22 protein-coding genes and 3 pseudogenes are annotated in these 26,635 nt (G+C 53.9%); 9 read left to right on the top strand and 16 right to left on the bottom strand.

The genetic code is table 11. From position 1 onward, the window contains the following. Positions 1-311 precede the first annotated feature (311 nt). Together HUE57_RS17715 and HUE57_RS17710 are read right to left on the bottom strand one after the other, a co-directional pair. Positions 312-1,031, bottom strand: a complete 720-nt coding sequence (locus tag HUE57_RS17715) for a glutamine amidotransferase (RefSeq protein ID WP_078483998.1) — start codon at positions 1,029-1,031, stop codon at positions 312-314. Positions 1,032-1,037: 6 nt separating this feature from the next. Further along, positions 1,038-1,580 carry a DUF924 family protein gene (locus HUE57_RS17710; RefSeq protein WP_078483997.1) on the bottom strand — a complete coding sequence of 181 codons (543 nt, stop codon included), beginning with the start codon at positions 1,578-1,580 and terminating at the stop codon, positions 1,038-1,040. A 206-nt stretch (positions 1,581-1,786) separates the two neighbouring features. On the opposite strand from HUE57_RS17710, the gene HUE57_RS17705 reads away from it, so the two are divergent. Further along, positions 1,787-2,737, top strand: a complete 951-nt coding sequence (locus HUE57_RS17705) for a glycosyltransferase family 2 protein (protein WP_078483996.1) — start codon at positions 1,787-1,789, stop codon at positions 2,735-2,737. 185 nt (positions 2,738-2,922) lie between these two features. Here the strand turns inward: HUE57_RS17705 and HUE57_RS17700 are convergent, their stop codons facing one another. After that, positions 2,923-3,063, bottom strand: coding sequence for a hypothetical protein (locus tag HUE57_RS17700; protein ID WP_174673634.1), 141 nt, complete (start codon positions 3,061-3,063; stop codon positions 2,923-2,925). Between the two features lie 407 nt (positions 3,064-3,470). Here HUE57_RS17700 and fusA point away from each other — a divergent pair, with 407 nt between their 5' ends. Beyond that, entirely contained in the window at positions 3,471-5,555 is a 2,085-nt protein-coding gene (fusA, locus tag HUE57_RS17695) for an elongation factor G (protein WP_078483995.1), read from the top strand. Between the two features lie 201 nt (positions 5,556-5,756). Further along, positions 5,757-6,758 (top strand): nucleoid-associated protein, encoded by a 1,002-nt coding sequence (locus HUE57_RS17690; protein ID WP_078483994.1) that lies wholly within the window; start codon positions 5,757-5,759, stop codon positions 6,756-6,758. A 12-nt stretch (positions 6,759-6,770) separates the two neighbouring features. On the opposite strand, the gene HUE57_RS17685 is transcribed toward HUE57_RS17690, so the two are convergent. Further along, positions 6,771-8,198 (bottom strand): diguanylate cyclase domain-containing protein, encoded by a 1,428-nt coding sequence (locus HUE57_RS17685; RefSeq protein WP_078483993.1) that lies wholly within the window; start codon positions 8,196-8,198, stop codon positions 6,771-6,773. Between the two features lie 578 nt (positions 8,199-8,776). On the opposite strand from HUE57_RS17685, the gene tpx reads away from it, so the two are divergent. The 3 genes from tpx (at position 8,777) to HUE57_RS17670 (ending at position 12,193) form a co-directional block, all read left to right on the top strand. After that, positions 8,777-9,277, top strand: coding sequence for a thiol peroxidase (tpx, locus tag HUE57_RS17680; RefSeq protein WP_078484012.1), 501 nt, complete (start codon positions 8,777-8,779; stop codon positions 9,275-9,277). Between the two features lie 158 nt (positions 9,278-9,435). Continuing rightward, positions 9,436-10,254 (top strand): ion transporter, encoded by an 819-nt coding sequence (locus HUE57_RS17675; protein WP_078483992.1) that lies wholly within the window; start codon positions 9,436-9,438, stop codon positions 10,252-10,254. A 79-nt stretch (positions 10,255-10,333) separates the two neighbouring features. Continuing rightward, positions 10,334-12,193 carry a putative bifunctional diguanylate cyclase/phosphodiesterase gene (locus tag HUE57_RS17670; protein WP_236725703.1) on the top strand — a complete coding sequence of 620 codons (1,860 nt, stop codon included), beginning with the start codon at positions 10,334-10,336 and terminating at the stop codon, positions 12,191-12,193. 15 nt (positions 12,194-12,208) lie between these two features. Here the strand turns inward: HUE57_RS17670 and HUE57_RS17665 are convergent, their stop codons facing one another. Continuing rightward, entirely contained in the window at positions 12,209-12,562 is a 354-nt protein-coding gene (locus tag HUE57_RS17665) for a hypothetical protein (RefSeq protein ID WP_135622265.1), read from the bottom strand. Between the two features lie 124 nt (positions 12,563-12,686). Here HUE57_RS17665 and HUE57_RS17660 point away from each other — a divergent pair, with 124 nt between their 5' ends. Next, positions 12,687-12,950: a hypothetical protein gene (locus HUE57_RS17660; protein ID WP_078483990.1), complete on the top strand. Its 264-nt coding sequence runs from the start codon at positions 12,687-12,689 to the stop codon at positions 12,948-12,950. A 182-nt stretch (positions 12,951-13,132) separates the two neighbouring features. On the opposite strand, the gene HUE57_RS17655 is transcribed toward HUE57_RS17660, so the two are convergent. Next, complete coding sequence (locus HUE57_RS17655) at positions 13,133-14,053, bottom strand: methyltransferase (RefSeq protein WP_174673633.1); 921 nt, start codon at positions 14,051-14,053, stop codon at positions 13,133-13,135. A gap of 397 nt (positions 14,054-14,450) precedes the next feature. Continuing rightward, on the bottom strand, positions 14,451-15,371 hold the full coding sequence (locus HUE57_RS17650; RefSeq protein ID WP_078484663.1) for a class I SAM-dependent methyltransferase: 921 nt from the start codon (positions 15,369-15,371) through the stop codon (positions 14,451-14,453). Between the two features lie 122 nt (positions 15,372-15,493). Between HUE57_RS17650 and HUE57_RS17645 the strand changes: the two genes are divergently transcribed. Further along, entirely contained in the window at positions 15,494-16,225 is a 732-nt protein-coding gene (locus HUE57_RS17645) for a PQQ-dependent sugar dehydrogenase (protein ID WP_236860638.1), read from the top strand. Here the strand turns inward: HUE57_RS17645 and HUE57_RS17640 are convergent. Continuing rightward, positions 16,212-16,475, bottom strand: a complete 264-nt coding sequence (locus tag HUE57_RS17640) for a hypothetical protein (protein ID WP_174673632.1) — start codon at positions 16,473-16,475, stop codon at positions 16,212-16,214. The genes HUE57_RS17645 and HUE57_RS17640 overlap by 14 nt on opposite strands. 26 nt (positions 16,476-16,501) lie before the next feature. On the opposite strand from HUE57_RS17640, the pseudogene HUE57_RS17635 reads away from it, so the two are divergent. After that, positions 16,502-16,888: pseudogene (locus tag HUE57_RS17635) on the top strand (PQQ-dependent sugar dehydrogenase); the annotation flags it as partial. A gap of 94 nt (positions 16,889-16,982) precedes the next feature. Here the strand turns inward: HUE57_RS17635 and HUE57_RS17630 are convergent. From HUE57_RS17630 to HUE57_RS17590, 8 genes and pseudogenes are all read right to left on the bottom strand, one after another. Continuing rightward, positions 16,983-17,171 carry a hypothetical protein gene (locus HUE57_RS17630; RefSeq protein ID WP_174673630.1) on the bottom strand — a complete coding sequence of 63 codons (189 nt, stop codon included), beginning with the start codon at positions 17,169-17,171 and terminating at the stop codon, positions 16,983-16,985. Between the two features lie 152 nt (positions 17,172-17,323). Continuing rightward, on the bottom strand, positions 17,324-19,012 hold the full coding sequence (locus HUE57_RS17625; RefSeq protein WP_174673629.1) for a tetratricopeptide repeat protein: 1,689 nt from the start codon (positions 19,010-19,012) through the stop codon (positions 17,324-17,326). 57 nt (positions 19,013-19,069) lie between these two features. Next, positions 19,070-20,422 (bottom strand): Fic family protein, encoded by a 1,353-nt coding sequence (locus HUE57_RS17620; protein ID WP_078484666.1) that lies wholly within the window; start codon positions 20,420-20,422, stop codon positions 19,070-19,072. Positions 20,423-20,681: 259 nt separating this feature from the next. Then, a pseudogene (locus HUE57_RS17610) lies at positions 20,682-21,982 on the bottom strand (diguanylate cyclase). A gap of 245 nt (positions 21,983-22,227) precedes the next feature. After that, a complete protein-coding gene (locus HUE57_RS17605) occupies positions 22,228-22,371 on the bottom strand; it encodes a hypothetical protein (RefSeq protein ID WP_174673052.1) in 144 nt (47 codons plus the stop codon). Positions 22,372-22,452: 81 nt separating this feature from the next. Next, positions 22,453-24,309: a phosphomethylpyrimidine synthase ThiC gene (gene thiC, locus HUE57_RS17600; protein WP_078484669.1), complete on the bottom strand. Its 1,857-nt coding sequence runs from the start codon at positions 24,307-24,309 to the stop codon at positions 22,453-22,455. A gap of 402 nt (positions 24,310-24,711) precedes the next feature. Further along, positions 24,712-25,035 (bottom strand): annotated as a pseudogene (locus HUE57_RS17595) (polyphosphate:AMP phosphotransferase); the annotation flags it as partial. A gap of 61 nt (positions 25,036-25,096) precedes the next feature. Further along, positions 25,097-26,500 (bottom strand): polyphosphate:AMP phosphotransferase, encoded by a 1,404-nt coding sequence (locus HUE57_RS17590; RefSeq protein ID WP_174673627.1) that lies wholly within the window; start codon positions 26,498-26,500, stop codon positions 25,097-25,099. Between the last annotated feature and the right edge of the window lie 135 nt (positions 26,501-26,635).

Genomic DNA, 26,635 nt, shown 5'->3' with positions numbered 1-26,635 from the left:
GTGTGCGCTGTGTGGATATTATGGGGTGGTTATCGGACTGCACATATTACCTCACAAAGGCTTAAGGCTGAGGTGGGCGTTATTCCAGGGGCCAATCACCTAACGCTCTGAGTGTATTAACGGCCTCGGATGCTGTCGCAACGGCACGCCGCAGGTGCTGGAAAAGGGAGTTGTTGAGAATGGTTGTCCGAAACAGGGCGATGGTGATGGTCTGCCAGACTATCGTGAAAGTTGCCCAGGTATTAAACGTGGTGTGAAAGCGGGTTCACAGGGGGCGGGGTGGGCTGAACGTTATTACGCACGGTCGCTATTCAACGCTTTTGAATGATCTCGGCAAAGCGTCCGAGCAGATGGAAACTCTCGGGTGTGGGCGCGGTGCTATTCTGCAGCGCCGTAACTTGTTCTCCTTGTGCAGAGAGCTCCTGATGATTAAAAGCAATAAAGTGGCTGACGATTTCTTGGTCAAATTCGGGGTGAAACTGAATGCCCCAGCAGCGACTTCTGTAAGAGAACGCCTGTACCGATGCCATCTGGCTACTGGCCAACAGGGTTGCACCCTCTGGTAGGGTGATAACCGACTGTAGATGGCTCAACTGGGCAAGAAAAGAGGGTGGCATAACGCTGAAAAGCTCGTCACGGGTTGCAGCGCTCTTCAGCTCAATAGGAACGGTGCCAACCTCAACACCCGTTGGGTTGTCAGCCACGAGGCCTCCCAATGCGTAGGCGAGTAGTTGGTGGCCGAAACAGATGCCGAGTATCGGTGTGTCGAGTTCTACGGCGCTGCGTAACCACGTCGCACTCTCTTCGATCCATTTAGACCTATCGGTGACCATCGCACCTGAGCCGGTAATGACAATGGCTTCAAACTGCTCTGGTGGTGGTAGCTCATCATCCTGGTAGACGCTGACCACACGGTAGCTGTCGGGTGACCAGCCAAGCCCTGTGGCGATCCAGTCCTCGTAGTCACCCGGGGTGGCATTGAGTGAAGTGAGCTTCTCGCCACATTTGATGATCAGGCGTGTACTACTCATTACTGCTTAGCCATGAAACGCCTCATCGGAAGCGAGCCATTCAAGCTCTTCAGCGGTGCTGGTTCGTCCAAGAATCTCATTGCGGTGGGGAAAGCGCCCAAAGCGCCGCACGATCTCTCGATGGTGTTGGGCAAATCTGGCGTTATCCTGGAGTCCCGCGGCCTCGAAGAGTGCGACTGAACGATTCTGGTCCTCTATCAATTCGCTGTGCATGAATGGCATGTAAAGGAACGCCTTCTGCTCGTCGTTTAGCGCTTGGTCAAGATTCTGTTCAATGGCGTGGCGTGCAACCTTACGAGATTGTGCATCGGTGGAGAAAGCGAGTGGTTTGCCACGGAAGATGTTGAGCGGGAATTGATCGAGGATGATCACAAGTGCCAATGCTCCTAATTCGCTATCGCGCCATGACTCAAGCTGCTCGTCGGCAGCAGCCAGCCAGGTGTCGAGAAAACGTGCTTTCAGTTTGTTGTCGAACGCCTCGGTAGAGTTGAACCAGAGTGGCTGAACTTCTGTTGAAAACCAGAAATTAATAATGGTATTGGCGTCCATTGAGACTCTCTATTATCAACGTCAATTCATTGTAGAACTCATGCTACATGAGTAGCTCTCTTAATTGGTACTATATGAAGGTCTGGTGCCTGAGCGGCGTTTTCTGCACCGGGCGTCGGGTTGAATAACCGCGCGGACCATCTGGAATTATTGACTGTTGTCTCTATGCACACCCCCCGAGACTCATTAGAAAAGGAATTGGATCGATGAAGTTGGTCATTACAGTTTGTACGCGTGAGCGGGAGACGCTGCTGGCCAACTGCATGGCATCAATACTAGAGCTGGTTATTCCAGATGGAGTCTCACTGGCGGTAGTTGTCGTCGAAAATGATATAGAACCTCGCAATAGTGATGCTATTGAACGCTTGGGTGCTGAGTCGGAAATTGAGTTTCACTACGTACATGAATCGCGCATAGGAATCCCTATTGCCAGAAACCGGGCATGCGATGAGGCAATAAAAATCTCAGCTGACTGGATCGCCTTCATCGACGATGATGAGCAGTTAACCCCTACATGGCTGGTGAAAATGGTGGCGGCGATGGGCACTCACCCGGCAGATGTCTATACCGGACCGGTTGAGCCTCAGATTGACGTCGAAATGTCTGAGTGGATGGCTCCTCGTACGCGTAAGCATCGACCAACCGGTCTCTCTCTTGAGACGGCTGCTACCAACAACACGCTGTTAAGTGCCGAGATCCTGCAGCGATTTGGCGAAAAGCTCAGGTTCGATGAGGTAATGCGATATACGGGTGGGAGCGATACCCGGTTTTTCTACCAATTGACCGACATGGGTGGAACGATCTGTTGGGTGGATGACGCCGTTGTCGAGGAGCGGTTCGGCAAAGAGCGGGTTACCTACCGCTGGCATCTACAGCGCTCACTTCGTTGCGGAGCGCACGATGTCTACATCCACACCATGCGCCGAGGACGTCTGGCAACGATAAAAAAATATCTCTTTAAGGTACTTCGTCGCTTACCGAGAGGCATCGTAATGATTCTGATGGCGCCCCTGCTGCGGCTTAAATACAGCCGAGAGGAGGTGGGCCGTTGGGTTCTTAACGCCTTAAAGCTGATAGCCTCATCAACGGGAACGTTACTCGCATTTTTTGGCGTCAATCCTGCGCCGTATAAGCGGGTAAAAGATGGTGATCGATAATATCGGTGCGAGAATTTAGTTTTTCAGCGGATATTTATAGCTTTTTCGGTATGAGTGGTGCGCTTTAAGACGAATCTAACGCTAATAACCATAAATAAAATAGCGGTATATCTCGCCTATCGCTCGCTGACCGCCATGGATAGCGAAGCGAAGGCGGTTAGTCCTCGATAGTCGACGCCGTCTGCCTATTCGTAGTTGAGAGCGCGAGCGAACGACGAAGAAGATGCAGCAGCGGCTTTTGTCGGCGTAGAGTCACTGAGGAGTGTGTAGAGCCGCGAAGAGGTGATTACGCAACGTACGCAGGACGGTCGGGGCGCCGTAGGCATAAACGGTCGCGTTAAGTATTTGCCGCTTGCTTGGGCTTGATGCCCAAAACATGCTTCCGCAAAATAGCGACTCCCCGACTTTTTTGCGCCGATTAGCCCCCTTTCGGGCCCTAACTATATATTTTTCAACATTCCCCACCGTTTTTTGGTTAGAATACCGGACTTTTCGAGGCTAGGCTGAAGTGGGTCGAATTTGATTCGACTATTTCGGGCACTGGCTTTGGGCTGGTACAGGATGTTTTCTCGTTAACGAGAGTGATTGCCGATGGGGCGTGACCGCATTGGCTATCTGTCGTTCTGAGGGAACGCGGTACCAATGGGGCTTATCTACAGGGTCGCGCAGTCTACTGCGTCATGCTGAAGGGTTGTCGCCAGATACTTTATTTAATATTGACCAGGGTAAAACTATGACGGACCTAACTCTCTACCGAAATATCGGCATTTTTGCGCACGTGGATGCGGGTAAGACCACCACCACCGAGCGTATCCTCAAGCTGACCGGCAAGATTCACAAAACCGGTGAGGTGCACGATGGCGAGGCGACCACCGACTTCATGGAGCAGGAGGCTGAGCGCGGTATTACCATCCAGTCTGCGGCAACCTCCTGTGAGTGGAGCGATCACCGCTTCAACATCATCGACACCCCCGGACACGTTGACTTCACCATCGAGGTTTACCGTTCACTCAAGGTTCTTGACGGCGGTGTTGGTGTCTTCTGTGGTTCTGGCGGTGTAGAGCCCCAGTCTGAGACCAACTGGCGCTACGCCAATGAGTCTGGAGTTTCCCGTGTCATCTTCGTTAACAAGCTTGACCGTCTCGGTGCCGATTTCTACCGTGTCGTCGATCAGGTTGAGAACGTACTCGGCGCCAATCCACTGGTAATGGTTCTGCCGATCGGTACCGAAGATGACTTCACCGGTGTGGTCGATCTGATGAGCATGAAGGCCTACGTCTGGGACGATTCAGGCCAGCCTGAGAACTACGAGGTGACTGACATCCCTGCCGATCTGGTAGACAAGGCGGCCGAGTTCCGCGAGAAGATGATCGAGACCGCCGTTGATCAGGACGACGATCTTATGGAGAAATACCTCGAGGGTGAGGAGCCTTCCGAGGCAGATCTGAAGCGTTGCATCCGCAAGGGCACCATCGCACTCGACTTCTTCCCCACCTACTGTGGTTCAGCGTTCAAGAACAAGGGTATCCAGCTGGTCCTCGACGCGGTTGTTGATTACCTGCCAAGCCCCACTGAGGTTAAGCCTCAGCCCGAGACCGATGATGAGGGTAACGAGACTGGAAACTTCGCCATCGTTGATGCTGATGCTCCACTCCGTGCGCTGGCGTTCAAAATTATGGATGACCGCTTTGGTGCCCTGACCTTTACTCGTATCTACTCCGGTAAGCTCCAGAAGGGCGACACCGTACTCAACACCTTTACCGGCAAGAACGAGCGTATCGGTCGAATCGTTGAGATGCACGCCGATGAGCGTATCGAGCTTGACGGTGCACAGGCGGGTGACATCGTTGCCCTGATCGGCCTGAAGAACACTCAGACCGGCCACACCCTGTGTGATCCTAAGAACCCAGCAACGCTTGAGCCTATGGTCTTCCCTGATCCGGTCATCTCGATCGCTGTTGCGCCGAAGGACAAGGGCGGTTCTGAGAAGATGGGTATCGCGATCGGCAAGATGGTTCAGGAAGATCCCTCTTTCCGCGTTGAGACCGACGAGGAGTCGGGTGAGACCATCCTTAAGGGTATGGGCGAGCTGCACCTCGATATCAAGGTCGACATCCTCAAACGTACCCACGGTATCGATCTTGAAGTCGGTAAACCTCAGGTTGCCTACCGCGAGACCATTACCCAGACGGTTGAAGATAGCTACACCCACAAGAAGCAGACCGGTGGTTCGGGTCAGTTCGCGAAGATCGACTACACCATCGAGCCGGGTGAGCAGAACAGCGGTTATGTCTTCGAGTCGAAGGTCACCGGTGGTAACGTTCCTCGCGAGTTCTGGCCTGCAGTTGAGAAGGGCTTCCGCGGCATGATGGGCGAAGGTGTTCTGGCTGGCTTCCCTGTGCTGGACGTCAAGGTAACCCTCACCGATGGTGGTTTCCACGCCGTTGACTCCTCGGCCGTAGCCTACGAGATCGCAGCCAAGGGCGCTTTCCGTCAGTCGATTCCTAAGGCAGGCGCACAGCTGCTCGAGCCGATCATGAAGGTCGACGTCTTCACCCCTGATGATCACGTTGGTGATGTTATCGGTGACCTTAACCGTCGTCGTGGCATGATCAAGTCTCAGGAAGCGGGCCCGACCGGTGTTCGCATCAAGGCTGACGCACCGCTCTCCGAGATGTTTGGTTACATCGGTGACCTGCGCACCATGACCTCGGGTCGTGGCCAGTTCTCGATGGAGTTTGCGCACTATGCGCCGTGCCCGAACAACATCACCGACGCGGTCATCAAGGAGGTTCAGGAGCGTAAGGCGGCTTCCTAAGTCGGTCGTTCCTGAAACCACTCCCGGCTGAGTCGGGCGGTGGTTACGAGATTAAGAGAAGCCCGAACCCTGGTTCGGGCTTTTTCTTTGTCTGCTCGAAAAATATCAGGCTTTTAAGGGTGATGTGTCATATCCATTAACGCTTCGAGCCGCTAAAATCGCAGCCAAATAACAATTGCTTGATCCACCATTGGGGAGTCCATGTCGATAACCAATCTAACCGTCCATCGCCTCACGGCAACAGAAGAGCAGGGTGCAAAGCTGTCGCTGCGTGATGCGGAGCTGGAGAGTGAAGGGCTGAGTGAGGCGCTGCTGCTGGAGCTGAAGCGCAGTTTTCTTTCAAGAACATTTCGTGAGCATGGCAGTTTTTCGACTGAGGGTGACGGTTCTCGACTCGAACAGGGGCTTAAACGTTATCTGCAGGGTGATGCATCGTTTGTGGCCGTTAGCCGTGAGCTGACAGAGCAGCTGGCCGCTGCTGTGAGCGAGGAGCGGATCGAGACCAATGTGCACCTCTTCTACTTTGTAGAGGAGTCACTCGGTAATCGTTATTTTTACCTGCTGATAGCCAATGAAAAAGAGTCGCTGACCGTGAATGAAGCGCTTGAGGTGGCAGCAAGCCGTGCCATCGATAGCGGGGCCTCGCTGTTTGGCGTCAAGGTCGATCTGGGCGAGTGGCAGGGGCGCAAGGATTACGCCTACATCTCACTGCTGATGCCGCGTGGCAGCCATGCGCTGGGAGGGTGTTTCTCATCATTGGTGGGGCTGGGTGAGCGACTCGATAAGGCTGCAGCGACTTCGAACTTTCTCGAAGGTGTCGAGGCCTACTCCAAGCAGCTCTCTGGTGAGCAGGTGAATAGCTATCGAGAGCAGGTGGTCGACTACTGCTCAGCACAGGATGAGCAGGATGCGCCGGTTGATATTGGTGAACTGTCGAATGCGATTCAGGGGATTGATCGAGATGGTTTTGTGCAGGCGCTACAGAACTACGCGCCAACAGAGGGGCCGGGGGTGATGATAGACCGACGCCGTTTGCGCAGTTACGTGAAGTTTGCCGGGCGTGAACGCGATCTGGCGATCAGCTTCTCTTCGAGCCAGCTCAGCGAGCGGATTCAGTATGATGCCGAGCACGACACCCTCAAAATTAAAGGTATTCCCAAGACACTACGCGAGCAGCTGTTGGCACACCTGAAAGGTAGTTAACACCTGGTCTGACTACTCCTGCATGGTGTTGTTTTCGAAGTCGACATTGATCAGGTTGGCGCTGCGCTTGTCAGAGTACATGCGTGAGTCGGCACGTTTGAGTAGCGCATCGATAGTCAGACCATCTTTGGGGTAGATCGCCTCGCCAATACCGGCGCTAAGTTTGAAGCGGTGTGCACCTGCGACAACGCCTGCATCAAGATCGCGGCGCACGCTGGCGACCACGCGCTGTAGCGACTCCAGATCGGCTGGGTTGGAGAGCACAACGACAAACTCATCGCCACCGATCCGGGCCACGATATCCTCATTACGTACCGTGCGACTCAGGATGCGTCCCATCTCGATCAATACCTTGTCACCTATCAAGTGACCATGTTTGTCATTGATCGGTTTGAAATTGTTCAGATCAATATAGAGTATGCCGAACTTAAGATGGTTGCGTTCAGCAGCGGCGACCAGCACCTCAAAATAGTCCTGTAACAGACGTCGATTGGGTAGCCCGGTCAGGTAGTCATGCGAGGCGCTTTCATGGGCGCGCCGACGCTCGATCAGTAGCAGCACAAGCAGAATGCCCACGGCAACGGCTACCAGCCAGCCGATAATGCGAGTGCGTAGTACAATCCAGCCGGGTACCTGCCAGCCATTGTTTGGACGTGCGGCCAATCTCCAGCTGCCGTTGGGTATGGTTACTTCCTGCTCTATAGCGTCTTCATCAAAGAGTGCAATGTCGCCGAAGATAATGTCGCCAAGATCACCCAGTCCATCCCTGCCGCGGAGGGCAATCTCGTAGTTACTATCTTCGAAAAGCACCTTTGCAGCTGAGAAGAGTGAAGGCACTTCGATGACGATGGAGGCGATGCCCCAGTAGTGTAATTTTCCATCGCTCGTGAGACCACCAACATTAGGGCGTAGATAGATGGGTGTGCGGGCGATGAAGGCGCGCCCTCCCTGCATCAGGTCGACAGGACTCGCTACGATAGTTGAGCCGAGTTGCATTGCACGTTCAACGGCGGGCCACTGTTTGGGATTCTCGCGATAACGAAGACCGAGTGCAGCCTCGTTACCAGCGAGTGGATAGATGTAGCTCAGTACATTGTCTCGGGCCAGGCCGATATTGCGGATGTGGCGTCCTATGATGGTGATCTCGGCGGCAAGCTGCTCAAATTCACTGTTATTGATCTCTGGATGCGTGGCGACGTAGGCGATTAGGCCGCGGGTAAGATGCAGTGTGGAGTTGATCTCTCCCTCAAGGCGCGCGCGTACGGTGGAGAGGTGCTGAGTCAGTTCACTGCGCTGGTGTTCTATCGCACGATCGGAGTCGAGAACGACCGCATACTCGGTAAAACCGACCACCAGCAGTGCCGAAATCAGCCCCCAGACGAAAGGCAGTAGCGGGTGGTGCTGGGGGAAATGTCGTGATTCACCAATAAACGTGCGCATAGCACTAAGTCACCATAGTTAATAACAGGTCTATCTCACGAACATAGCACAAGACTTTAGATGATAGTCACAAAATAGATCTATTTATATAGGTTGAAAGCCGTGTGTGATGAGAAGTGTAACGCCGTTGAATATGTCTATGCGTTGAGCTAAGCCCGTTACTTTTTGAATTGCTTCAGATGGTGCCAATGGGGTGTGTGCTCGTTCATTCTGGCTGAGAGTAAGGGGGCAATTCTGTCGACATGGTGGAGTAGGTTTATGAAATGGTCGCAGATAATGTCTCGGTGATTGGTGACGACGCGGGGGGATGGCAAGCGTGTCGTTTTAAAGGCTTTAGGCGTGTGTCAAAGCGGTGTGTAAGGGTTCACAGAACCATGGCCAAGATGCTGTTGTTCAGGTGGTTGCGAGAGAACTTGGCTGAATTGTCGTCGAAAGATTGCTCTGCAACGATTTGTGACATTTCCCTATGGAAATCGAGGGATTAACCGACTAGAATGCTGGGCGATTGTCTGCTGCAGATCAATGCCGCAAACGAGTCGAACACACATCTATCAAGAATCAACCGAGGAGTAGCCGAAATGGCCGATATCACCCTGAAAGGAAATGCTTGCCACACCAATGGAGACCTTCCTGCTGTAGGCAGCAGTGCCCCTGACTTTACCCTGACTGGTGCCGACCTGGCTGACGTTAACCTGGCTACCTTTGCAGGTAAGAAGAAGCTGCTCAACATCGTGCCAAGTCTCGATACTCCTACCTGCGCGACCTCGACTCAGAAGTTCAACACTTCTATGGCGAGCAAGAGCGACGCGGTTGCGCTGGTTATCTCTGCTGATCTGGTCTTTGCCCAGAAGCGTTTTTGTGGTGCTGAGGGGATCGACAATGTGATCTCTCTCTCAACCATGCGTAGCAAGGGCTTCGCTGAAGACTACGGCGTGCTGATCACCGATGGTCCTCTGGCGGGTCTCTGCGGTCGAGCCGTTGTCGTTCTGGATGAGGAGAACAAAGTGCTCTACACCCAGCTCGTGGGTGAGATCGCCGATGAGCCTGATTACGATGCAGCGATGGCTGCACTGGGCTGATCGATCGTCCAAGGGTCGTCAGATCCGTTAGATAAGGGCTCGGCATTCATCTGCCGGGCCCTTCTTGTTTACGGCTAATAACACTCCCCTGTGTGTCGTTAAATGGACTGCAGAGTTGGCCTATAATCCGCACTCATCTTTTAACTTAGGGTTGTGTTGTGTCTTCAGAATCGCTGCGTTACAGAGCCGGTGTGTGGATTGAGTCGAAACCGGTACAGAATTTTATAATCGCGCTGATCGTGATCAACGCGGTCACTCTTGGTCTACAGACATCCTCCAGCTGGATGGCGCAGAGCGGTGGCCTGCTGTTACAGCTCGATAACCTGATCCTGGCGGTGTTTGTGGCAGAGATCGGCATCAAACTGTTCGCTTTCCGTCTCGGCTTTTTCAAAACCGGCTGGAACAACTTCGATTTCATCGTGGTTGGCATCGCGCTGGTACCCGCCAGCGGTCCACTAGCCGTGGTGCGTGCGCTGCGTATCCTGCGTGTGCTGCGCATGATCTCAATGGTGCCGCGACTGCGTTTTGTAGTGGAGGCACTGCTACACGCTATTCCCGGCATCTCATCGATTGGTCTGCTGATGCTGATTATCTTCTACGTCTTTGCGGTGATGGCGACTACCCTATTTGGTGGCGACTTCCCTGAGTGGTTCGGTTCGATCGGGGCCTCGATGTACACCCTGTTTCAGGTGATGACACTCGAGTCGTGGTCGATGGGCATTGTGCGTCCCGTTATGGAGCTCTTCCCCTATGCCTGGCTCTACTTCATCCCCTTTATCCTGATCGCCACCTTCACCATGCTTAACCTATTTATCGGCATCATTGTCGATACCATGCAGACCATGCATCAGGCCGATCATGATGAGGAGCGGGAGCATATCGAACAGGTGGTTCATGAGGACACTGGTGAGCTGGCCAATGAAATGCGCCAGCTACGCGCCGAGCTGGCAGGGATGCGGGCATCGCTTGGTAAATAAAGCCGACGTTGCGTGATGAGATAGCCAATTTGATGAGGTCGATTTCGAATCGACGATTTCTTTCCTATATAGTGGAACGATGAAAAGGATGGCGACGCCGCGTTTCTACAACTACCTGCATCGACAGATGCCGGTGATGATGGCGCTCTCGATCCTGCCGGGGCTGGGTTATATCTTTCTTGGCTGGATGCACGACGTGCTCTGGCCAGCGCTGTTCTGGTATCTGCTGATTCTGCTGCTTTCGGGCTGGGGTTACGGGATCTACCGGGAGTTTGATCTGCCGAACATGAGTGGTCCGAGTCTCGACCGCTGGTACCGCAAGATCAGCAGCTTCTTCTACCTCTTTTTCCTGCTTTGGTTAACGATCTTCCTGATCTATATCTGGATCGACGCGCACCAGCTTCACTACATCGCGATCTTTACTGAGATTGGTGCATCAGTGGTCGCCGCAGCGATTCTCTACCCGGATCGTCTTCTCTACCTGCCGACGCTGCTAATCCTGATGACACCATTGGTAATCTACTTTTCAATGTTGGGGGAGTGGTATGGCTATGTGCTCAGTGCCTTTTCAGCGACCCTGACCTGGGTGCTCTTCTACACCGCCAGCAGTTCGCAGGCTCTATTGCTCAAGAGCCACCATCAGGCATCTCATGATCAGCTTACAGGGCTCTATAACCACTACTTTCTGATCAACTACATGCAGCAGCAGATGAACTCGCTTAGAGAGGTGGGAGGGCACTCCTATCTACTGTTGATCGACCTCGACCATTTTAAGACGGTGAATGACTCGCTTGGCCACGATGTCGGTGACCAGTTATTGGAAGAGGTATCGGCACGGCTGAATGGACAGCTACCTCAGGGTGATGTCATTGCCCGGCTGGGTGGTGATGAGTTCATTATCATCGGTGAGGTGAGTCACGATGAGTTGCAGAGTCGCCAGCGTGCGATTGGTCTGGCAGAACGTCTGCTGGCAACGCTCAAGGAGACCTACGTCATCAATGAGCATCACATCTATATCAGTGCCAGCATCGGTATTAGCCTCACTACGTCGAAGGAGAACGACGCCAACCGCTTTATTCGCGAGGCCGATATCGCCATGTATGAGGCGAAGGCGGGTGGGCGTGATGGCGTGATTCTGTTTGATGAGGAGCTGTCGCACCGGGTTGAAAGCAATCTGGAGATCGAACGCCTGCTCCACTTTGCGCTGGAGAAATCTGAGTTCGACCTCCACTACCAGCCGCAGATTGATCGGGCACAAAAGATTATCGGAGCCGAATGTCTGGTGCGCTGGAACAACGAGAAACTCGGCTTTGTCTCTCCGGCGGAGTTCATTCCCATTGCTGAGCAGACCGGGCTGATCATTGAGCTGGGTAATTTTATTCTTGAACGCGCCTTCAAAACACTCAATGAGTGGCAGCAGCAGGGAATTGAGCTGAAGCAGTTCTCGATCAACATCAGCATGCGGCAATTTATACATCACAGCTTCATAGAAACAGTGCATCATCTGAGTGAGCAGTACCTCAATGATGAGCTGCGCAAAAAGCTGATCTTCGAGGTGACTGAATCGGTGGTGGCTGAGGATCTGGGCCGCATCGTTGGCATCATGCGCCAGCTACAGGCGCTCGATATCCGCTTCTCGATGGATGACTTTGGCACCGGTTACTCATCATTGAGTTATCTCAAACAGCTGCCGATCGACGAGATCAAGATCGACCGCTCCTTTGTCTGTGAGCTTGATACCGACAAGGGCGATCAGGCGATGATTGTCACCATTCTCAATATCGCCGAGATCTTCGGTCCTGACGTGGTGGCAGAGGGGGTTGAGACGGCGGCGCAGTTCGACTTTCTGCTCAAGCATAACTGCGAGATATTCCAGGGCTACTACTTTTCGCGACCACTGCCGAAGGGTGAATTCGAGCAGTTCTATCGGCAGCAGTAGCGAGAAGTGTGACGACTACAGGGTGTTGACCAGATCACCAAAACCCCACACCAGGGTGCCGATGATTAGCATATAGAGTCCATACTTCTCAATGCGCCAACGCTTCTCGTTGTCGCCATTAATCAGGTTGTGCTTCTCTTCGCTGGCCCAGTCGTGGCGAACCTGCATGCCGTGCTGGTGGTTGCGAGTGAGGGCGTGCATATGTTCGATAATCTGGTGTGAGGTGAGAATGATGCCGTTGACCACTACCAGTGAGCCCGAGCGAGAGAACCAGCTCCAGTCGCCGAGACGTATGCTGATGACAGCACCTATGAGCAGTGTGGCAAAAGCGGCGGTATAGGCCTTTAGGGTGAACCTTCTTGTTCTCATTGCCATTAACTAGTTCAAGGTTGCTGAACGATCAAGTCACTTGCAGACGAAATGGCGTCTGGATCACACCATTTACTCCCTTTGGGGAATAGTTGCCCCTCCAGCAGCGTGCTAGCTTCGCCCCATGAGTGAAGCGAAATTTAAAAGCGATCCAAATGGTCTGCACTTTGCTGCCGGTGCCCTGATCGGTGGTGTGACGGGACTACTGCTGACCAACTTCGGTTATGGCGAATGGAACAGTGCGGTGACGGGACTGATTGCCACCTGCGTGGTTGGAGCGATGAAGGCGTTTCGTGATGCCAGTCACTATCCACAGAGTACTGCGCTGAAAAACGGCGCTCTGATCGCCGCAGGCGGTCTGATTACCCCGTTAATGCTGCTGATCTAATCATCTGGCTCTTTCCTCGTCGCGCTGAGATCAGAATATTGCGCGGTGTGATCTCGCGGCTACAGAAACTTCCCAGTCTCACCTCATAGCCGTTCGCCTGTAGAAAGGTCACCGCATCCAGCGCTGACCGCCATGGAGAGCGAAGTGAGGGCGGTTAGTCCCCGATAGTCGACGCCGTCTGCCTATTCGTAGTTGAGAGCGCGAGCGAACGACGAAGAAGATGCAGCAGCGGCTTTATGTCGGCGTAGAGTCACTGAGGGAGTTGTGTAGAGCCGCGAAGAGGTGATTACGCAACGTACGCAGGACGGTCGGGGCGCCGTAGGCATAAATGGTCGCGTTAAGTTTTTGCTGTTTGCTTGGGCTTGATGCCCAAAACAAACTTTCGCAAAATAGCGACTCCCCGGTACCAGCCATAGCTCTACGGCGCGGCGTACAGCGTGGCGCAGTAACGAGAGTCGCATCACCTCACCCTGGCGCTGCCAACCGGCACGCTCCGCCTCAAACCAATCGATCTCTTTGGGCAGCATGAGTGATTCGCGTTTGGCGAGTTTGCAGCAGAAGTTTTCAAAGCCGCTTCGCAGCCACGTCTTATCGATCGGTTTTAGAGGGTGGTAACTTCCGCTCTCATTGGGCAATACCAGCTTAAGAAAGGCGAGTTTCCACGCCATCTCACGATCGCGCTGATTGATGTCGCGCCCGGGTGCGGTCAATGTTTCTGTCACCGCCAGGCGCAGATCGTCACGACACAGTCCAAGCTGTGAAACCGTGGTGAAGGGGGTGTATTCATCTTCAGCGCCGAGGTGGTAACAGCAGGGGGCAAGATCGACGGCGGGCAGTGCCTCATTAACGACCTTGCGCAGTAGACCGCGATGCAGCTCGCCACAGGCGTGCAGGGCTACCGCGTGTTGATCGGTGAGTGGTGGCATCGAGGCGGATAACACATCGACCGGATAGAAGCGCTGCGAGAGCCTTGCCCGCTCTGCCAACATCTCTCCTTCACGACAGAGTGTCTCATCACGCTCATAGGTGGCGACACTGCTCTGCCAGTGGTCGGCCAGTGGTCGGCCAGTAGACGACCCAGATGTCCCTTGCCTCCACACCATTCGGCCACCGGGGAGGGGGTCGTAGTGATTGATGCGGTAAAGGTAGTGATCTGATCAAGCTTGCGGCCGGGGATTCCCCAGTCGAGGTGTTTGCGCAGTCTCAGCTTCTCAGTGCTGTAGTGCGGTAGCGCGAGTAGTGTTTCGAAGTGGGCGAACGCAGGAATGTAGGACGTTAGCCAGTGCCATAACAGAGCGTCACTCTGTTGAAGCCGCTCAAGTTCACTATCAGCAAGTGCCAGTAATGCATCACGTAGCGCGGGGTGCTGCTCACACCAGGCCGGACGGGCCTGTTTGAAGGGCTGCGGTCGCCATAGATTTCGCAGCGTAAGGAGCGTCTGCTCAATGGCATGAAATCTGTCGGCTGTCTGTTGCGGCTCGATGCTTGCGGCGTGATTGTTCACGCTGGTTCATCTGGTGTAGGTAGATACTCAAACAGCAGCACCTTGAGACCCTTACCCGCTTCGGCCTCCTTGAAGACCTCGGGGTTAGCGAGTCGATGCATGAAGCGGCAGCTGGGACACTCCTCGGCGACGGTGTCGAGCAGGAACTGGTCGGAGAGGTCGGGCGAGTTGAGGCAGAGCATCAGCAGGCTGCCGGGTGAGATGAACTCCGGAATGCGTCGGATGATCTTTTTATAGTCACGTTCGATGTTGACGCTACCCTTTTGCAGACTGGGTGGATCACAGATCAGCAGATCGAAAGGGCCGCGCTTTTTGATACGCGAGAACGACTTGAAGATATCGATTCCCTCAAACTTCACTCGTGTCAGGTCTTGCTTGTTGAGGCGGTGATTGTCGCGTCCGCGGCTTAGCGCCGCTTTGCTTACATCGATGTTCAATACGCTTTTGGCACCACCGGCCAGCGCTGCCACCGAGAAGGCGCAGGTGTAGGCGAAGAGGTTGAGGACGTTTTTCCCCTGCGCATGTTTACGCACCCACTCTCGACCGTTACGCATATCGAGAAACAGCCCACTGTTCTGTGTACTCCCCAGACGTAGCTGGTAGTTGAGGCCATCTTCGTTAGCGACCAGATCAAGCACCTCGTTACCCCATAACAGCTCATAAGGCGCTTTGGGTCTACAGCGGTACTGCACCTGTACCGATTCACAACCCGGCAGCTTTGCGCTTAGTGCCTCGGCGAGCTGTAGCAGATTGGTATGCGGCTCCTCGCGATAGAGGGTGATCAGCACAGCCGGTGGCAGCCAGTCGACGTTGATATGCCCATAACCGGGGTAGGCGTGGCCACGGCCGTGGAAAAGACGCTGTGCTTGAAGGTCATTCAGGATCAGGGAAGAAAAATCGATAAATTCAATTAACATTACGGGTAGGTCGCAGAGTATTTCGATGCTGCGCGGCTCATGGTTGTTGGAGCGCTATTGTAGGACGCGCCGATAACATCTGCACCCACATAGTGGTATTGGCAAACAGGGAGAGAGGAGTGGTGAAAAACGGGTTCGCAATAATCGGAGGGCTGCTGCTGTTGGTGATTGGCTTGCAAGCTGTCGCCGCTACGGACGAAAAGATCGAAGTGGTTACTGTAGCGAGCGGGCTTGAGCACCCCTGGGGAATGGCCTTTCTGCCCGATGGGAGAGTTCTGATTACCGAACGTCCCGGTCGGCTGCGCATTATTGAGGGCGGAAGACTTATACCCAAAGCCGTTACCGGTTTGCCACAGATTGCAGCGGTGGGGCAGGGTGGGCTGCTCGATGTTGCCATTCATCCGAACTATCTGGAAAACGGTTGGATCTATCTCTCCTTCAGCGCGGAGGGCAAAGGTGGGCTAGGTACTGAGGTGGTGCGCGGTCGTCTCCGTGGTATGCAGCTGGTCGATGTTGAGACGATCTTTAAGGTGGAGAAGAAGAGCAGTGGCGGTCGTCACTTCGGTTCACGCCTGCTCTTTGATCGCAAAGGCTATCTCTATATCACCTCCGGCGAACGGGGTGACCGACCGAGGGCGCAGGATCTGGATGATCATGCGGGTTCCGTTATCCGTCTACACGATGATGGCAGCGTTCCTGCCGATAATCCCTTTGTGAAGCGCCCAAACACAAAACCCGAAATTTACAGCTACGGCCACCGCAATCCACAGGGTATGACGCTCCACCCTGAGACCGGTGAAGTCTGGACCCATGAGCATGGTCCACAGGGCGGTGATGAGATCAACATTCGCTGACCGCCATGGAGAGCGAAGTGAGGGCGGTTAGTCCCCGATAGTCGACGCCGTCTGCATATTCGTAGTTGAGAGCGCGAGCGGACGACGAAGAAGATGCAGCAGCGGCTTTATGTCGGCGTAGAGTCACTGAGGGAGTTGTGTAGAGCCGCGAAGAGGTGATTACGCAACGAACGCAGGACGGTCGGGCGCCGCAGGCATAAACGGTCGCGTGAAGTTTTGCTGTTTGCTTGGGCTTGGATGCCCAAAACAAACTTTCGCAAAATAGCGACTCCCCGGATCGAACCGGGCAGGAACTACGGCTGGCCGGTGATTACCTACGGCGTTAACTACGGCTGGGGTACCAAGATCGGTGAAGGCACACAAAAGGTGGGCATGGAGCAGCCGCTCTACTACTGGGATCCCTCCATCGCCCCCTCAGGCATGAGCTTCTACAGCGGCGACCAATTCCCCCAGTGGCGCGGCAACCTCTTTGTCGGTGCGCTGAAGTACCAGCTGCTGGTTCGATTGGAATTGGACGGTGACCGGGTAATTAAGGAGCATCGGCTATTAAAAGAAAAGCTTGGAAGAATTAGAGATGTGCGAGAGGGGCATGACGGTTACCTCTACCTGCTCACCGATGAGGGCAATGGCAGACTGGTAAGGTTAGAAACCCGTAATGACTGAAACAGTATGGTGGGCATGGTCTATATGCCACGCCGTAGTTATCTCCATCGCTTAATGATGAGTGGCACAAAATTGCGCCAACCCTACGGAGTGTTTAGCTATTCCATGGCGTATCGGGTGAGATGGATTCAAGTGCTTGCCATCGTTCATCGTTTTCGAGATCCGACAGTGTGTTTTCGTCAAGGATGGCGGCGCTGATCTGGCGATAATATTTTAAGGTCTGTCCATTAATGCGATCAGAAACGGCATTGAATACAGGTTCAAAATCCACGCTGACCGCCATGGATAGCGAAGCGAAGGCGGTTAGTCCGCGATAGTCGACGCCGTCTGCCTATTCGTAGTTGAGAGCGCGAGCGGACGACGAAGAAGATGCAGCAGCGGCTTTATGTCGGCGTAGAGTCACTGAGGGAGTTGTGTAGAGCCGCGAAGAGGTGATTACGCAACGAACGCAGGACGTCGGGGCGCCGTAGGCATAAATGGTCGCGTTAAGTTTTTGCTGTTTGCTTGGGCTTGGATGCCCAAAACAAACTTTCGCAAAAATAGCGACTCCCGTGATCCACGTTGATAACCAGAGGTTAATGCTCCTTTAATTCGGTTGAGGATGGGTACGTCATCTCTATGGTCGATCAGAGCCAGTATCGCGAGGTAGAGCAGGCCTTCAGCTAATCCTTGAGAGGGGCTATGTTCGTTTCTACAAACATTTTCAGCATATTCCTCTGCCTCAGACAGCTCTCCCTTCTCGATAAGAAATGCGCTGAAATTGACACTCGCGTTCAAATTGTTCGGATCGAGCTTAAGAGCTCTGCAATAGAGACGTTCAGCTTGGTCATAATCTTTGCGGATCTCTTGCATGAATAGAGCGAAGTTTTCGGTGTTGTGTGTATTACTCGGGTCGAGCTCCAGTGAACGGCGATAGAGTCGTTCTGCTTCGTCGTATTCCTGGCGGATGTTTTTCAAAAACAGGGCGAAGTTCCCAACCAGCTCATTGCTTTCAGGTATTTCAGTCAGTGCCTGTCGATAGAGATGTTCTTTTATTGCCAGGGCGCTCTCTTCGTTAATTCTGAGTTGCCAGCCCCACCAATCTGTTTCTTCGCCAATGGCAGAATTAATGGCTTCTTTCAGATCGGCGACATCTTCGTCGGTATTTTGGTTGTCCTCATTGATCCGCTTCTGGATCGCTTCGAATTGATCGCGGTAGCGCTTCACGCGCTCTTCGTACTGTTTCTCGAGATCGGAATCGAGCCGTTTGTAGTAAAAACGGTTGCCGAGCTCCATCATAAGTTCATCGAAACCCAGAATTGGAACCAGCTTTCCCTGCTGTTTGTTGATGACTCTCAGAATGCGCTCGTCAGTGGGAGGGCTGTCTTTGCGGAAACACCAGTAGATGCCACCAGGTATCGACCCCTCATCCATTTTGTCGAGCATGTCCATTAGACTGCCGTCGTTACCGCCATAGCCGATAACTATCGGGGTGTAGTGCTCGAATAGCTTTTTCAGTGCCTGTTCCCAACCCTCTTTTAGCTCATCTACATCACTCCCATTGATGGGGCCGAGAAATAGGTCACGGTGGATCTTGGCCACTATAGGACGGCGCAGGCGGGTGCGAACAAAACTGGTGAGTGATTCGTGGCCGGCGACCAGCGGATGCTTTTGCGTGTAGGTGGCCAAGGCATCGGCCACCAGGTTGTCGAAATTAGTTGTGATTACGACCTTGTGACGAGTGTCGGCGAGGATTTTTGAGAGCACTGAGTAACCGAGGCTAGGTTCACGTCCTTCCATGCACTCTTCCAGATAGGCGTGCCCTTCGTCGTAATCCCCCCTGAAGCGCCGTTCGAAGACCATGGGGTAGAAGCTGGCTGCTTTGGTGTAGTCGAACCCCTCGATTCCGGTGCTATCAGCCGTAGCCCACTCATTTAGTGGTTGTTCGATGTTATGCGATAGTCGCTGCTTGAGCTCAGTTAGCCACCTTTCGACCAGAACGCTACCGGAGTCGATGCCCGAAGGTACCGATGCACCTGCGCCGAGAATGAAGGCAAATGCGCGGTCCTCCATGCGTTGGTCGATGTCACGAATCTGATCGAGAAAACCCCTGCTGGTCCAAAATTCCGGTGTGTCGTTACTCATTCCCTGTTTCCTTGTAATCCGGTTTTTACTTTTCTGTGATGCTGTCCGATCTACTACCTACTGGTCAAGCGAATCTAGCCGCTTCTTAATATCTTCAGGAACGGTAAAAGAGAACGATTTTCCCGACTTCCCCTTTATCAGAAGTGCAAGTTCTACCAGATCTAACAGGTCTGATCTGGCTGTCTGGTAGACCACATTGTGCGAGCTTCGGTGGCTCTCGATTGTGAAGAGTGAGTTCGGTTTTTTCAGCGCACGGTTCAATAGCGCTACCTGTCTGTGGTTCAAAATGTTGCGTAGAGATGGAGAGCGCTTTAGAACGGCTTCGACGGTATGAATCTCTTTCGACTTTCTCTCTAGATAGCTATAGAGGTCTCGGATGGCTGCTGTGATCACATTCAACTGATGTGTAATGAAGTAGGTAACGTCGTTGTTATCCGTTTCGGTATGGAGGTATGCACGACTGTATTTTGCAGGTGCGGTCTTCAATATTCTCGATATTGAGATGAACTCGATGAGCCAGTAACCCTGATTCAGCATGCACCAATAGAAGAGAGCTCTCGCCGTTCGGCCGTTGCCATCCTCGAAGGGGTGATCGTAGGCAAGCATGAAGTGCAGAATAATTGCCTTGATCACGGGGTGAAAAAATGGATCTGATGAATCCTCGTTGGCAAAGGTACACAGTCTATCCAGTCGGTCATTAAGCTCAGCTGCTTTTGGCGGTATGTGTAGTGTTGTGGCATCGCGTTCATCGCCGACGTAGATGTCATCGCTCTCCCGTAAACGGCCAACCGCGGCCGGATTCTCCATCGTGTCGATTGTTAGTAATCTGTGCAGCTCAAATATCATCTGTGGTGTCAGCTCTTCATCTTTATTCTCACTGACAAACTGCATGGCATGAAAATTATTGATAATCATCTTTTCAGATTTACCTAACGGCTTCCTCTTTTGGCGAATCATCTCCTTTGCCACTTTTCTGGTCGTAGATGCACCTTCCAGTTGGCTTGAGGTGATCGCCTCCTCAATCAGTGAGTTAACAAGATAGGTGTCTTTAGTTTGTGGATTAGTGACCGCCTCTGGGCTCTGTATAACACCACTGGCATCACGGGTGATCTGGTGGAGCAATCGCTGGACGATATCCGGTTGGGTAAACACAAAGGAGGTACCGTAGACATCGGTGTGGGGGATTGGACGGTAGAGGGCAAGCCGTGCTGACTTTATGCCGTACCACCACTCCTCGTGGCTGAGGTTGCCGGGTGGTTTCAGATGACGCAGCTTGTCCCAGTGGTAGTAGTTTCCTTTGGGGGCAGGGCCGATGTTCAGAGCAGTAATTGCCATCACGCGACTGGCACCCTTTTGTACGATATCGGCAATCAGGTCATTAAATGGCGGTGGGCTGACAGGCATCTTCATTGCGCCACTCCTACTAATAATGGGCTTGTTAGTAGGTTTTTATCAGAAGCGCCAGGTGTTTTCTACTAATTTAGTGATTATTAGTAGAAATTTATAAAATGGAATCGTGCCGGATGTTCGGTGTGTTGAGTTCAAATACTAATTTACTGGATGTTAGTAGTTAATTAGTAATAAGGATTGGGGTAATGGTTGGTTTTCTAACCCATTGAAAAAACGAGTTAGTTGGTGGTTGGGCTGCTGGTGTTGATTGGCACCCAAACTAATCGCCGCTGATAGCCTCGACCCGGTCTCTACCATTTGCCTTTGCCAGATAGAGCGCCTTGTCGACGCGGGCCATCATCTGCTCAAGTGGCTCACCCGAAATACGCTCCGTTACGCCGATGCTCACGGTTAATGTCTCGCCCGCCGTAAAAGGGCTGCTCGATAGCGTTTCGCGTAGTTTCTCGGCCAGTGCCGTGGCGCCGGTCAGGTCGGTCTGTGGTGCGGCAATGACAAACTCTTCACCGCCCCATCGGGCGCAGATATCTGAAGGTCGGGTGGCACGCTTAAAATTGCTGCCGCATGTTTGAGTGCGGCATCGCCTGCCTGGTGGCCGAGTGTGTCGTTGAGCTGTTTGAAGTGATCCAGATCGAGCATCAGCAGCGTCAGTGGTGAATCGTAACGTTCAGACTCTGCGAGTTCCCTCTCAATATCTTCATTGAAGCGTAGCCGGTTATGCAGTCCGGTGAGTGGGTCTGTCACCGAGAGGCGATTTAACTCTATGTTGGCGGTGATTAGCTGCTGCTGTTTATGATCGATGGTGCGGAAAAAATAGACGATCAGCAGGTAGATAGCAGCCAGGGTGCCGAGTGTGATGCCAGATAACCCATAGAAGATCTGGTTCGATTCGGCGAACTGCTGCTCAAGTGGTACACGTATTGAGATCATGGCCCGAATATCGCCGATCTCTTCATAAAATCCGGCCTTGTCGCCATACATCTCGACCAGTTCAGCCGGTGCAATAGCCGGGTCACTGTGGCAGCGCATACACGACTTTTTGTTGGGGTTGATCGGGATCGCGTAGTAGAGGTGTGGCTGTCCCTCAAAATCCCGGATCTGTTTGAACTCCTCAATCTCATCACGGTTCATCTTCTTGAGCAGCTCGAGCTCCTCAGTATCGGCCGTATTGATCGGGTTTCTCGGATTGTAGGCCGCCAGCTTGAAATAGATCTTGGGGCGATCAACCTTGGCGCGTTCTTGGTTAAGGAGCTCTTTGACGCCACGTGCAGCAAAGGTGAAGGAGAGTATCTTGGGCGAGAAGTACTCGCGATAGAGCTTGCCCTCATCCTTGAGTCGGTAGATCTCGGGCTTCTGAATATCCTCGATGTAGCTATGCATTGCGCGGTGCGTCAGAAGTTCACTCTCGATCAGCTTCTCTGCTTCAGCAATGGCGTAGTCGTGTGTGGCGTTGTAGTAGATGGCGACCAGTGCGCTATAGGCGACCAGAAAGACCAGGAATAGCTGGATCAGGATATTGCGACTACGTGATGTCAGGGATGCACTCCAAATGCGTCCAGGCATCCGTGCGGAGAGTTTGAACCTGTGTCTGATTATAACGAGCTATATAAGAAAGGGCTAATTGTCGATGGCGTGTAAAGTTGGGTAAATGGCTGGGTGTGAGCGGACCGGGTGAGAAGATGGTTTGGTTGAGGCCTACGAGGCCATGGGTTGGGCAAATGAAGTATGCCCGCCCCATGACTGCGTGCGCTGACCGCCATGGATAGCGAAGCGAAGGCGGTTAGTCCGCGATAGTCGACGCCGTCTGCCTATTCGTAGTTGAGAGCGCGAGCGAACGACGAAGAAGATGCAGCAGCGGCTTTATGTCGGCGTAGAGTCAGTGAGGGAGTTGTGTAGAGCCGCGAAGAGGTGATTACGCAACGTACGCAGGACGGTCGGGGCGCCGTAGGCATAAACGGTCGCGTTAGTATTTGCCGCTTGCTTGGGCTTGGACGCCCAAAACAAGCTTCCGCAAAAATAGCGACTCCCCGGGTTTAAATCTCTTTGTAAATTTCTGCTCCTGCCTCGACAAACTTAACCGACATCTCATTCATGCCTTTCTCGGCGTACTCTCGCACCTCCTGTGAGATCTTCATCGAGCAGAATTTCGGACCACACATGGAGCAGAAGTGGGCGACTTTGTGCGCCTCCTTGGGCATCGTCTCATCGTGGAAGGCCATCGCCTTCTCCGGATCGAGGGCCAGCGCAAACTGGTCGTGCCAGCGGAACTCAAAGCGTGCCTTCGACATGGCGTTGTCCTGCACCTGCGCACCGGGGAAGCCCTTGGCGAGATCGGCAGCGTGGGCGGAGACCTTGTAGGTGATGATGCCTTCGCGCACATCCTCTTTATTCGGCAGACCGAGGTGCTCCTTGGGAGTGACGTAACAGAGCATGGCGGTGCCGTACCAACCGATCTGCGCCGCACCGATGCCGGAGCTGAAGTGGTCGTAGCCGGGGGAGATATCGGTAACCAGTGGGCCGAGGGTGTAGAAGGGCGCCTCGTGACAGGCCTCCAGCTCCTTGTCCATGTTCTCTTTGATCTTCTGCATCGGCACGTGGCCGGGGCCTTCGATGATCACCTGGCAGTCGTGCTCCCAGGCGATCTTGGTCAGCTCACCGAGGGTCTCCAGTTCACCAAACTGCGCCTCGTCGTTGGCATCGGCGAGACAACCGGGGCGCAGACCATCACCGAGAGAGAAGGCGACATCGTAGGCCTTCATGATCTCGCAAATCTCCTCGAAGTGGGTGTAGAGGAAGCTCTCTTCGTGGTGTGCCAGACACCACTTGGCCATGATCGAGCCACCGCGTGAAACGATACCGGTGACACGCTGTGCGGTCATCGGCACGTAACGCAGCAATACACCGGCGTGGATGGTGAAGTAGTCAACGCCCTGCTCGGCCTGTTCGATCAGCGTATCGCGGAAGATCTCCCAGGTGAGGTCTTCGGCCACACCGTTGACCTTCTCCAGTGCCTGGTAGATCGGTACGGTGCCGATGGGTACGGGTGAGTTGCGCAGGATCCACTCGCGGGTCTCGTGGATGTTCTTGCCGGTGGAGAGATCCATCAGCGTGTCGCCACCCCAGCGGCATGACCAGACCAGCTTCTCCACCTCCTCTTCAATCGAAGAGGTGACTGCCGAGTTACCGATATTGGTATTGATCTTCACCCGGAAATTACGGCCGATGATCATCGGCTCCAGCTCTGGGTGGTTGATGTTTGACGGGATGATGGCACGACCCGAGGCAACTTCAGCGCGGACAAACTCAGGGGTAATCACGTCGGGAATGCTGGCGCCCATGTCATCACCGGCATGCTGGCGCAGCAGCTTTTCATAGGCAGGGTCGGCCTTCATCTCCTGCAGCTTGTTGTTCTCGCGGATGGCGACGTACTCCATCTCGGGGGTGATGATGCCCTTGCGTGCGTAGTGCATCTGCGAGACGTTCTGCCCCGCCTTTGCACGACGTGGATTGCGAATATGTTCAAAGCGCAGGCTCGCCAGCTCTGCATCGCCCTGACGTTCGGCGCCATACTCCGAGGTGGGGCCGTCGAGTAGTTCGGTATCGTCACGCTCATTGACCCACTGTTCACGCAGTGCAGGTAGACCAGCCATCAGGTCGATGCTGGCAGTCGGGTCGGTATAAGGCCCTGAGGTGTCGTAGACAAAGATCGGTGGATTGGTCTCCGGGGCACCGGAGGTCATGGCGTCATCCTGACTGATCTCGCGCATAGGAACTCGAATGTCGGGGCGTGAGCCCTCGACGTAGATCTTCTTCGATTTCGGAAACGGCTTGGTGACGTCTGCGGAGAGCTGTGCGGTCTTCTGCAGGAATTCGCCTGGAATGGCGCTCATAAATATCTACTCCAAGTGCGGGAAGATGAGCGCATCTGCGGTCAGCTTCCCTACGCCGGTGTTAACCGGGTCAGGTTCGAAGGGTTTGTCTCAGCCCTTGAGTCTCTCTTTTGATTCAATTCGCTGTTGCATCGTTTTTGTACTGATCGAAAACGACGCGCATTGCCTTGAAAAAAGTAGACGGCTCAATTGGTTTGTGGGCACCCCTAGCTGTGTGTATCTATTGGTGGGGAGGGCTCTAGCCATCCATGGCGACACGGTGGTGTCTTGATGAGACCCAGCCTCCGCCAGAATTAACTGGTTCAGGTTCTAAGAGTATCTTCGTCAGTCTGGGCGAGTCCCAGATACCCCTAGCTCCGTTTAGGCGTGAAAGTATAGATAAATAGTCGGCCTTTCACAAAGTCAGTCATCCTTCTCATCATCGTCCAGCGCCGCTTCGAGTCGTTCGCAGAGGGTCTTCATTATCTCGATACGCGCGAAGCGTTTGTCATTGCCCGGTATCAGGCTCCAGGGGGCGTACTCGGTGCTGGTACGGACTACCATCTCATTGACGGCCGATTGATAGGCCTCCCACTGTTCGCGGTTGCGCCAATCCTCATCGGTGATCTTGTGCTCCTTGTAGGGGATCTCTTCGCGTGCCTTGAAACGCTGCAACTGCTCCTCGGGGCTGATGTGGAGCCAGAACTTGAGCATGATCGTGCCGTGCTCGGCGAGCTGCTGCTCGAACGCTGACCGCCATGGAGAGCGAAGTGAGGGCGGTTAGTCCCCGATAGTCGACGCCGTCTGCCTATTCGTAGTTGAGAGCGCGAGCGAACGACGGAGAAGATGCAGCAGCGGCTTTATGTCGGCGTAGAGTCACTGAGGGAGTTGTGTAGAGCCGCGAAGAGGTGATTACGCAACGTACGCAGGACTGTCGGGCGCCGCAGGCATAAACGGTCGCGTGAAGTTTTTGCTGTTTGCTTGGGCTTGATGCCCAAAACAAACTTTCGCAAAAATAGCGACTCCCCGGCTCATTGATCTCCAGATAGGAGCGTTTCCATGCCGCCTCGGTGGCAAATCCCTCGACCCGCTCGACCAACACACGTCCGTACCAGGAGCGGTCGAAGACGGTAAAGCGACCTGGGCCAGGGGTATGGCGCCAGAAGCGCCATAGATAATGGTGGGCACGCTCCTCGTCGGTGGGAGCGGCAATCGGGATTACGCGATGCAGGCGCGCATCGATGGCGGCCATCAGGCGCCGAATCGCACCGCCCTTGCCAGCGGCATCCCACCCCTCGAAGACCATTACCACCGCACGATCCTGGTTGAAGGCGCGCCAGGAGAGGGTGTTGAGGCGGGTCTGGTACTCCTTGAGCTGCTTTTTATAGTCGGAGGGCTCTAGTTTCTGGCCCAGATCGACGTGGTCTAGCGCCGTGACGCGGGCCGAGGGGACGGTCGGCAGGCGGGGTGAGTGGGGGATCGTGGTTGGTTGATCGATATGTTCTGAGGCCAGCTTGCCTTCAATCGCCTCGACAATGGTGCGCGCCACGGTCAGGTCACGGTAGCGACGATCGGTTGATTCAATCATGTACCAGGGGGAGGCGCCGCTATCGGTCTGGCGAACCAGGCGCTCAGAGACGCGCACAAAATTATCGTACGCCTTTGAACGCTTGGTGGTCTGTGGCGCCATGCGCCAGCGGCTGTGTGGATCCTTGCTCAGTTTCTTCAGGCGCGCCTTCTGCTCACCCTTGGGCAGGTGGAACCAGAATTTAAGAATCAGCATGTTGTCGTGGATCAACATCCTTTCCAGGTCGTTGATCTGGGTCGCCTCTGAGTCGAGGTAGTCCTCGTCACGGCGTTTGCCGAGCAGATCGATAATCGGCTGGTTGTACCAGGCGCCGAACAGAATGCCGATACCACCGCGCGGTGGCATGGCGCGCCAGAAGCGCCAGTAGCGAGGGTGTTGCCGCTCCTCCTCCTGCTCATCCCAGAAGGCGTGGGTCTGCAGGCCGCGAGTGTCGAGCCACTCGTTGAGCATGTTGACGACCTCACCCTTGCCCGCCCCCTCGACGCCGGAGACGATTATCATCACCGAGACGTTAGATTCGCGCAGCTTACGCTGTGCCGCCAACAGCTGAGTGCGTACCTCAGGCTCGAGTTTGTTGAAGTCATCCTTTGAAACCTTGCGTCCCAGTTCTGCTGCTTCGAACATGACTGCTACCCCTCAAATTATGATTCTTCTATGGCTCCACTCTGCTACTCAGGCCGTTATAAGGTCAAGTTGTTGACTCATTAGATAAATATAGTCTGATTATGGTCACGAAATGACTCTTCAGATAGCTTGCGA

The sequence above is a fragment of the Candidatus Reidiella endopervernicosa genome (genome assembly GCF_013343005.1).
Taxonomy (GTDB): domain Bacteria; phylum Pseudomonadota; class Gammaproteobacteria.
The sequence above is the reverse complement of the archived record's forward strand: the minus strand, read 5'-3'. Positions and strand labels throughout refer to the sequence as shown.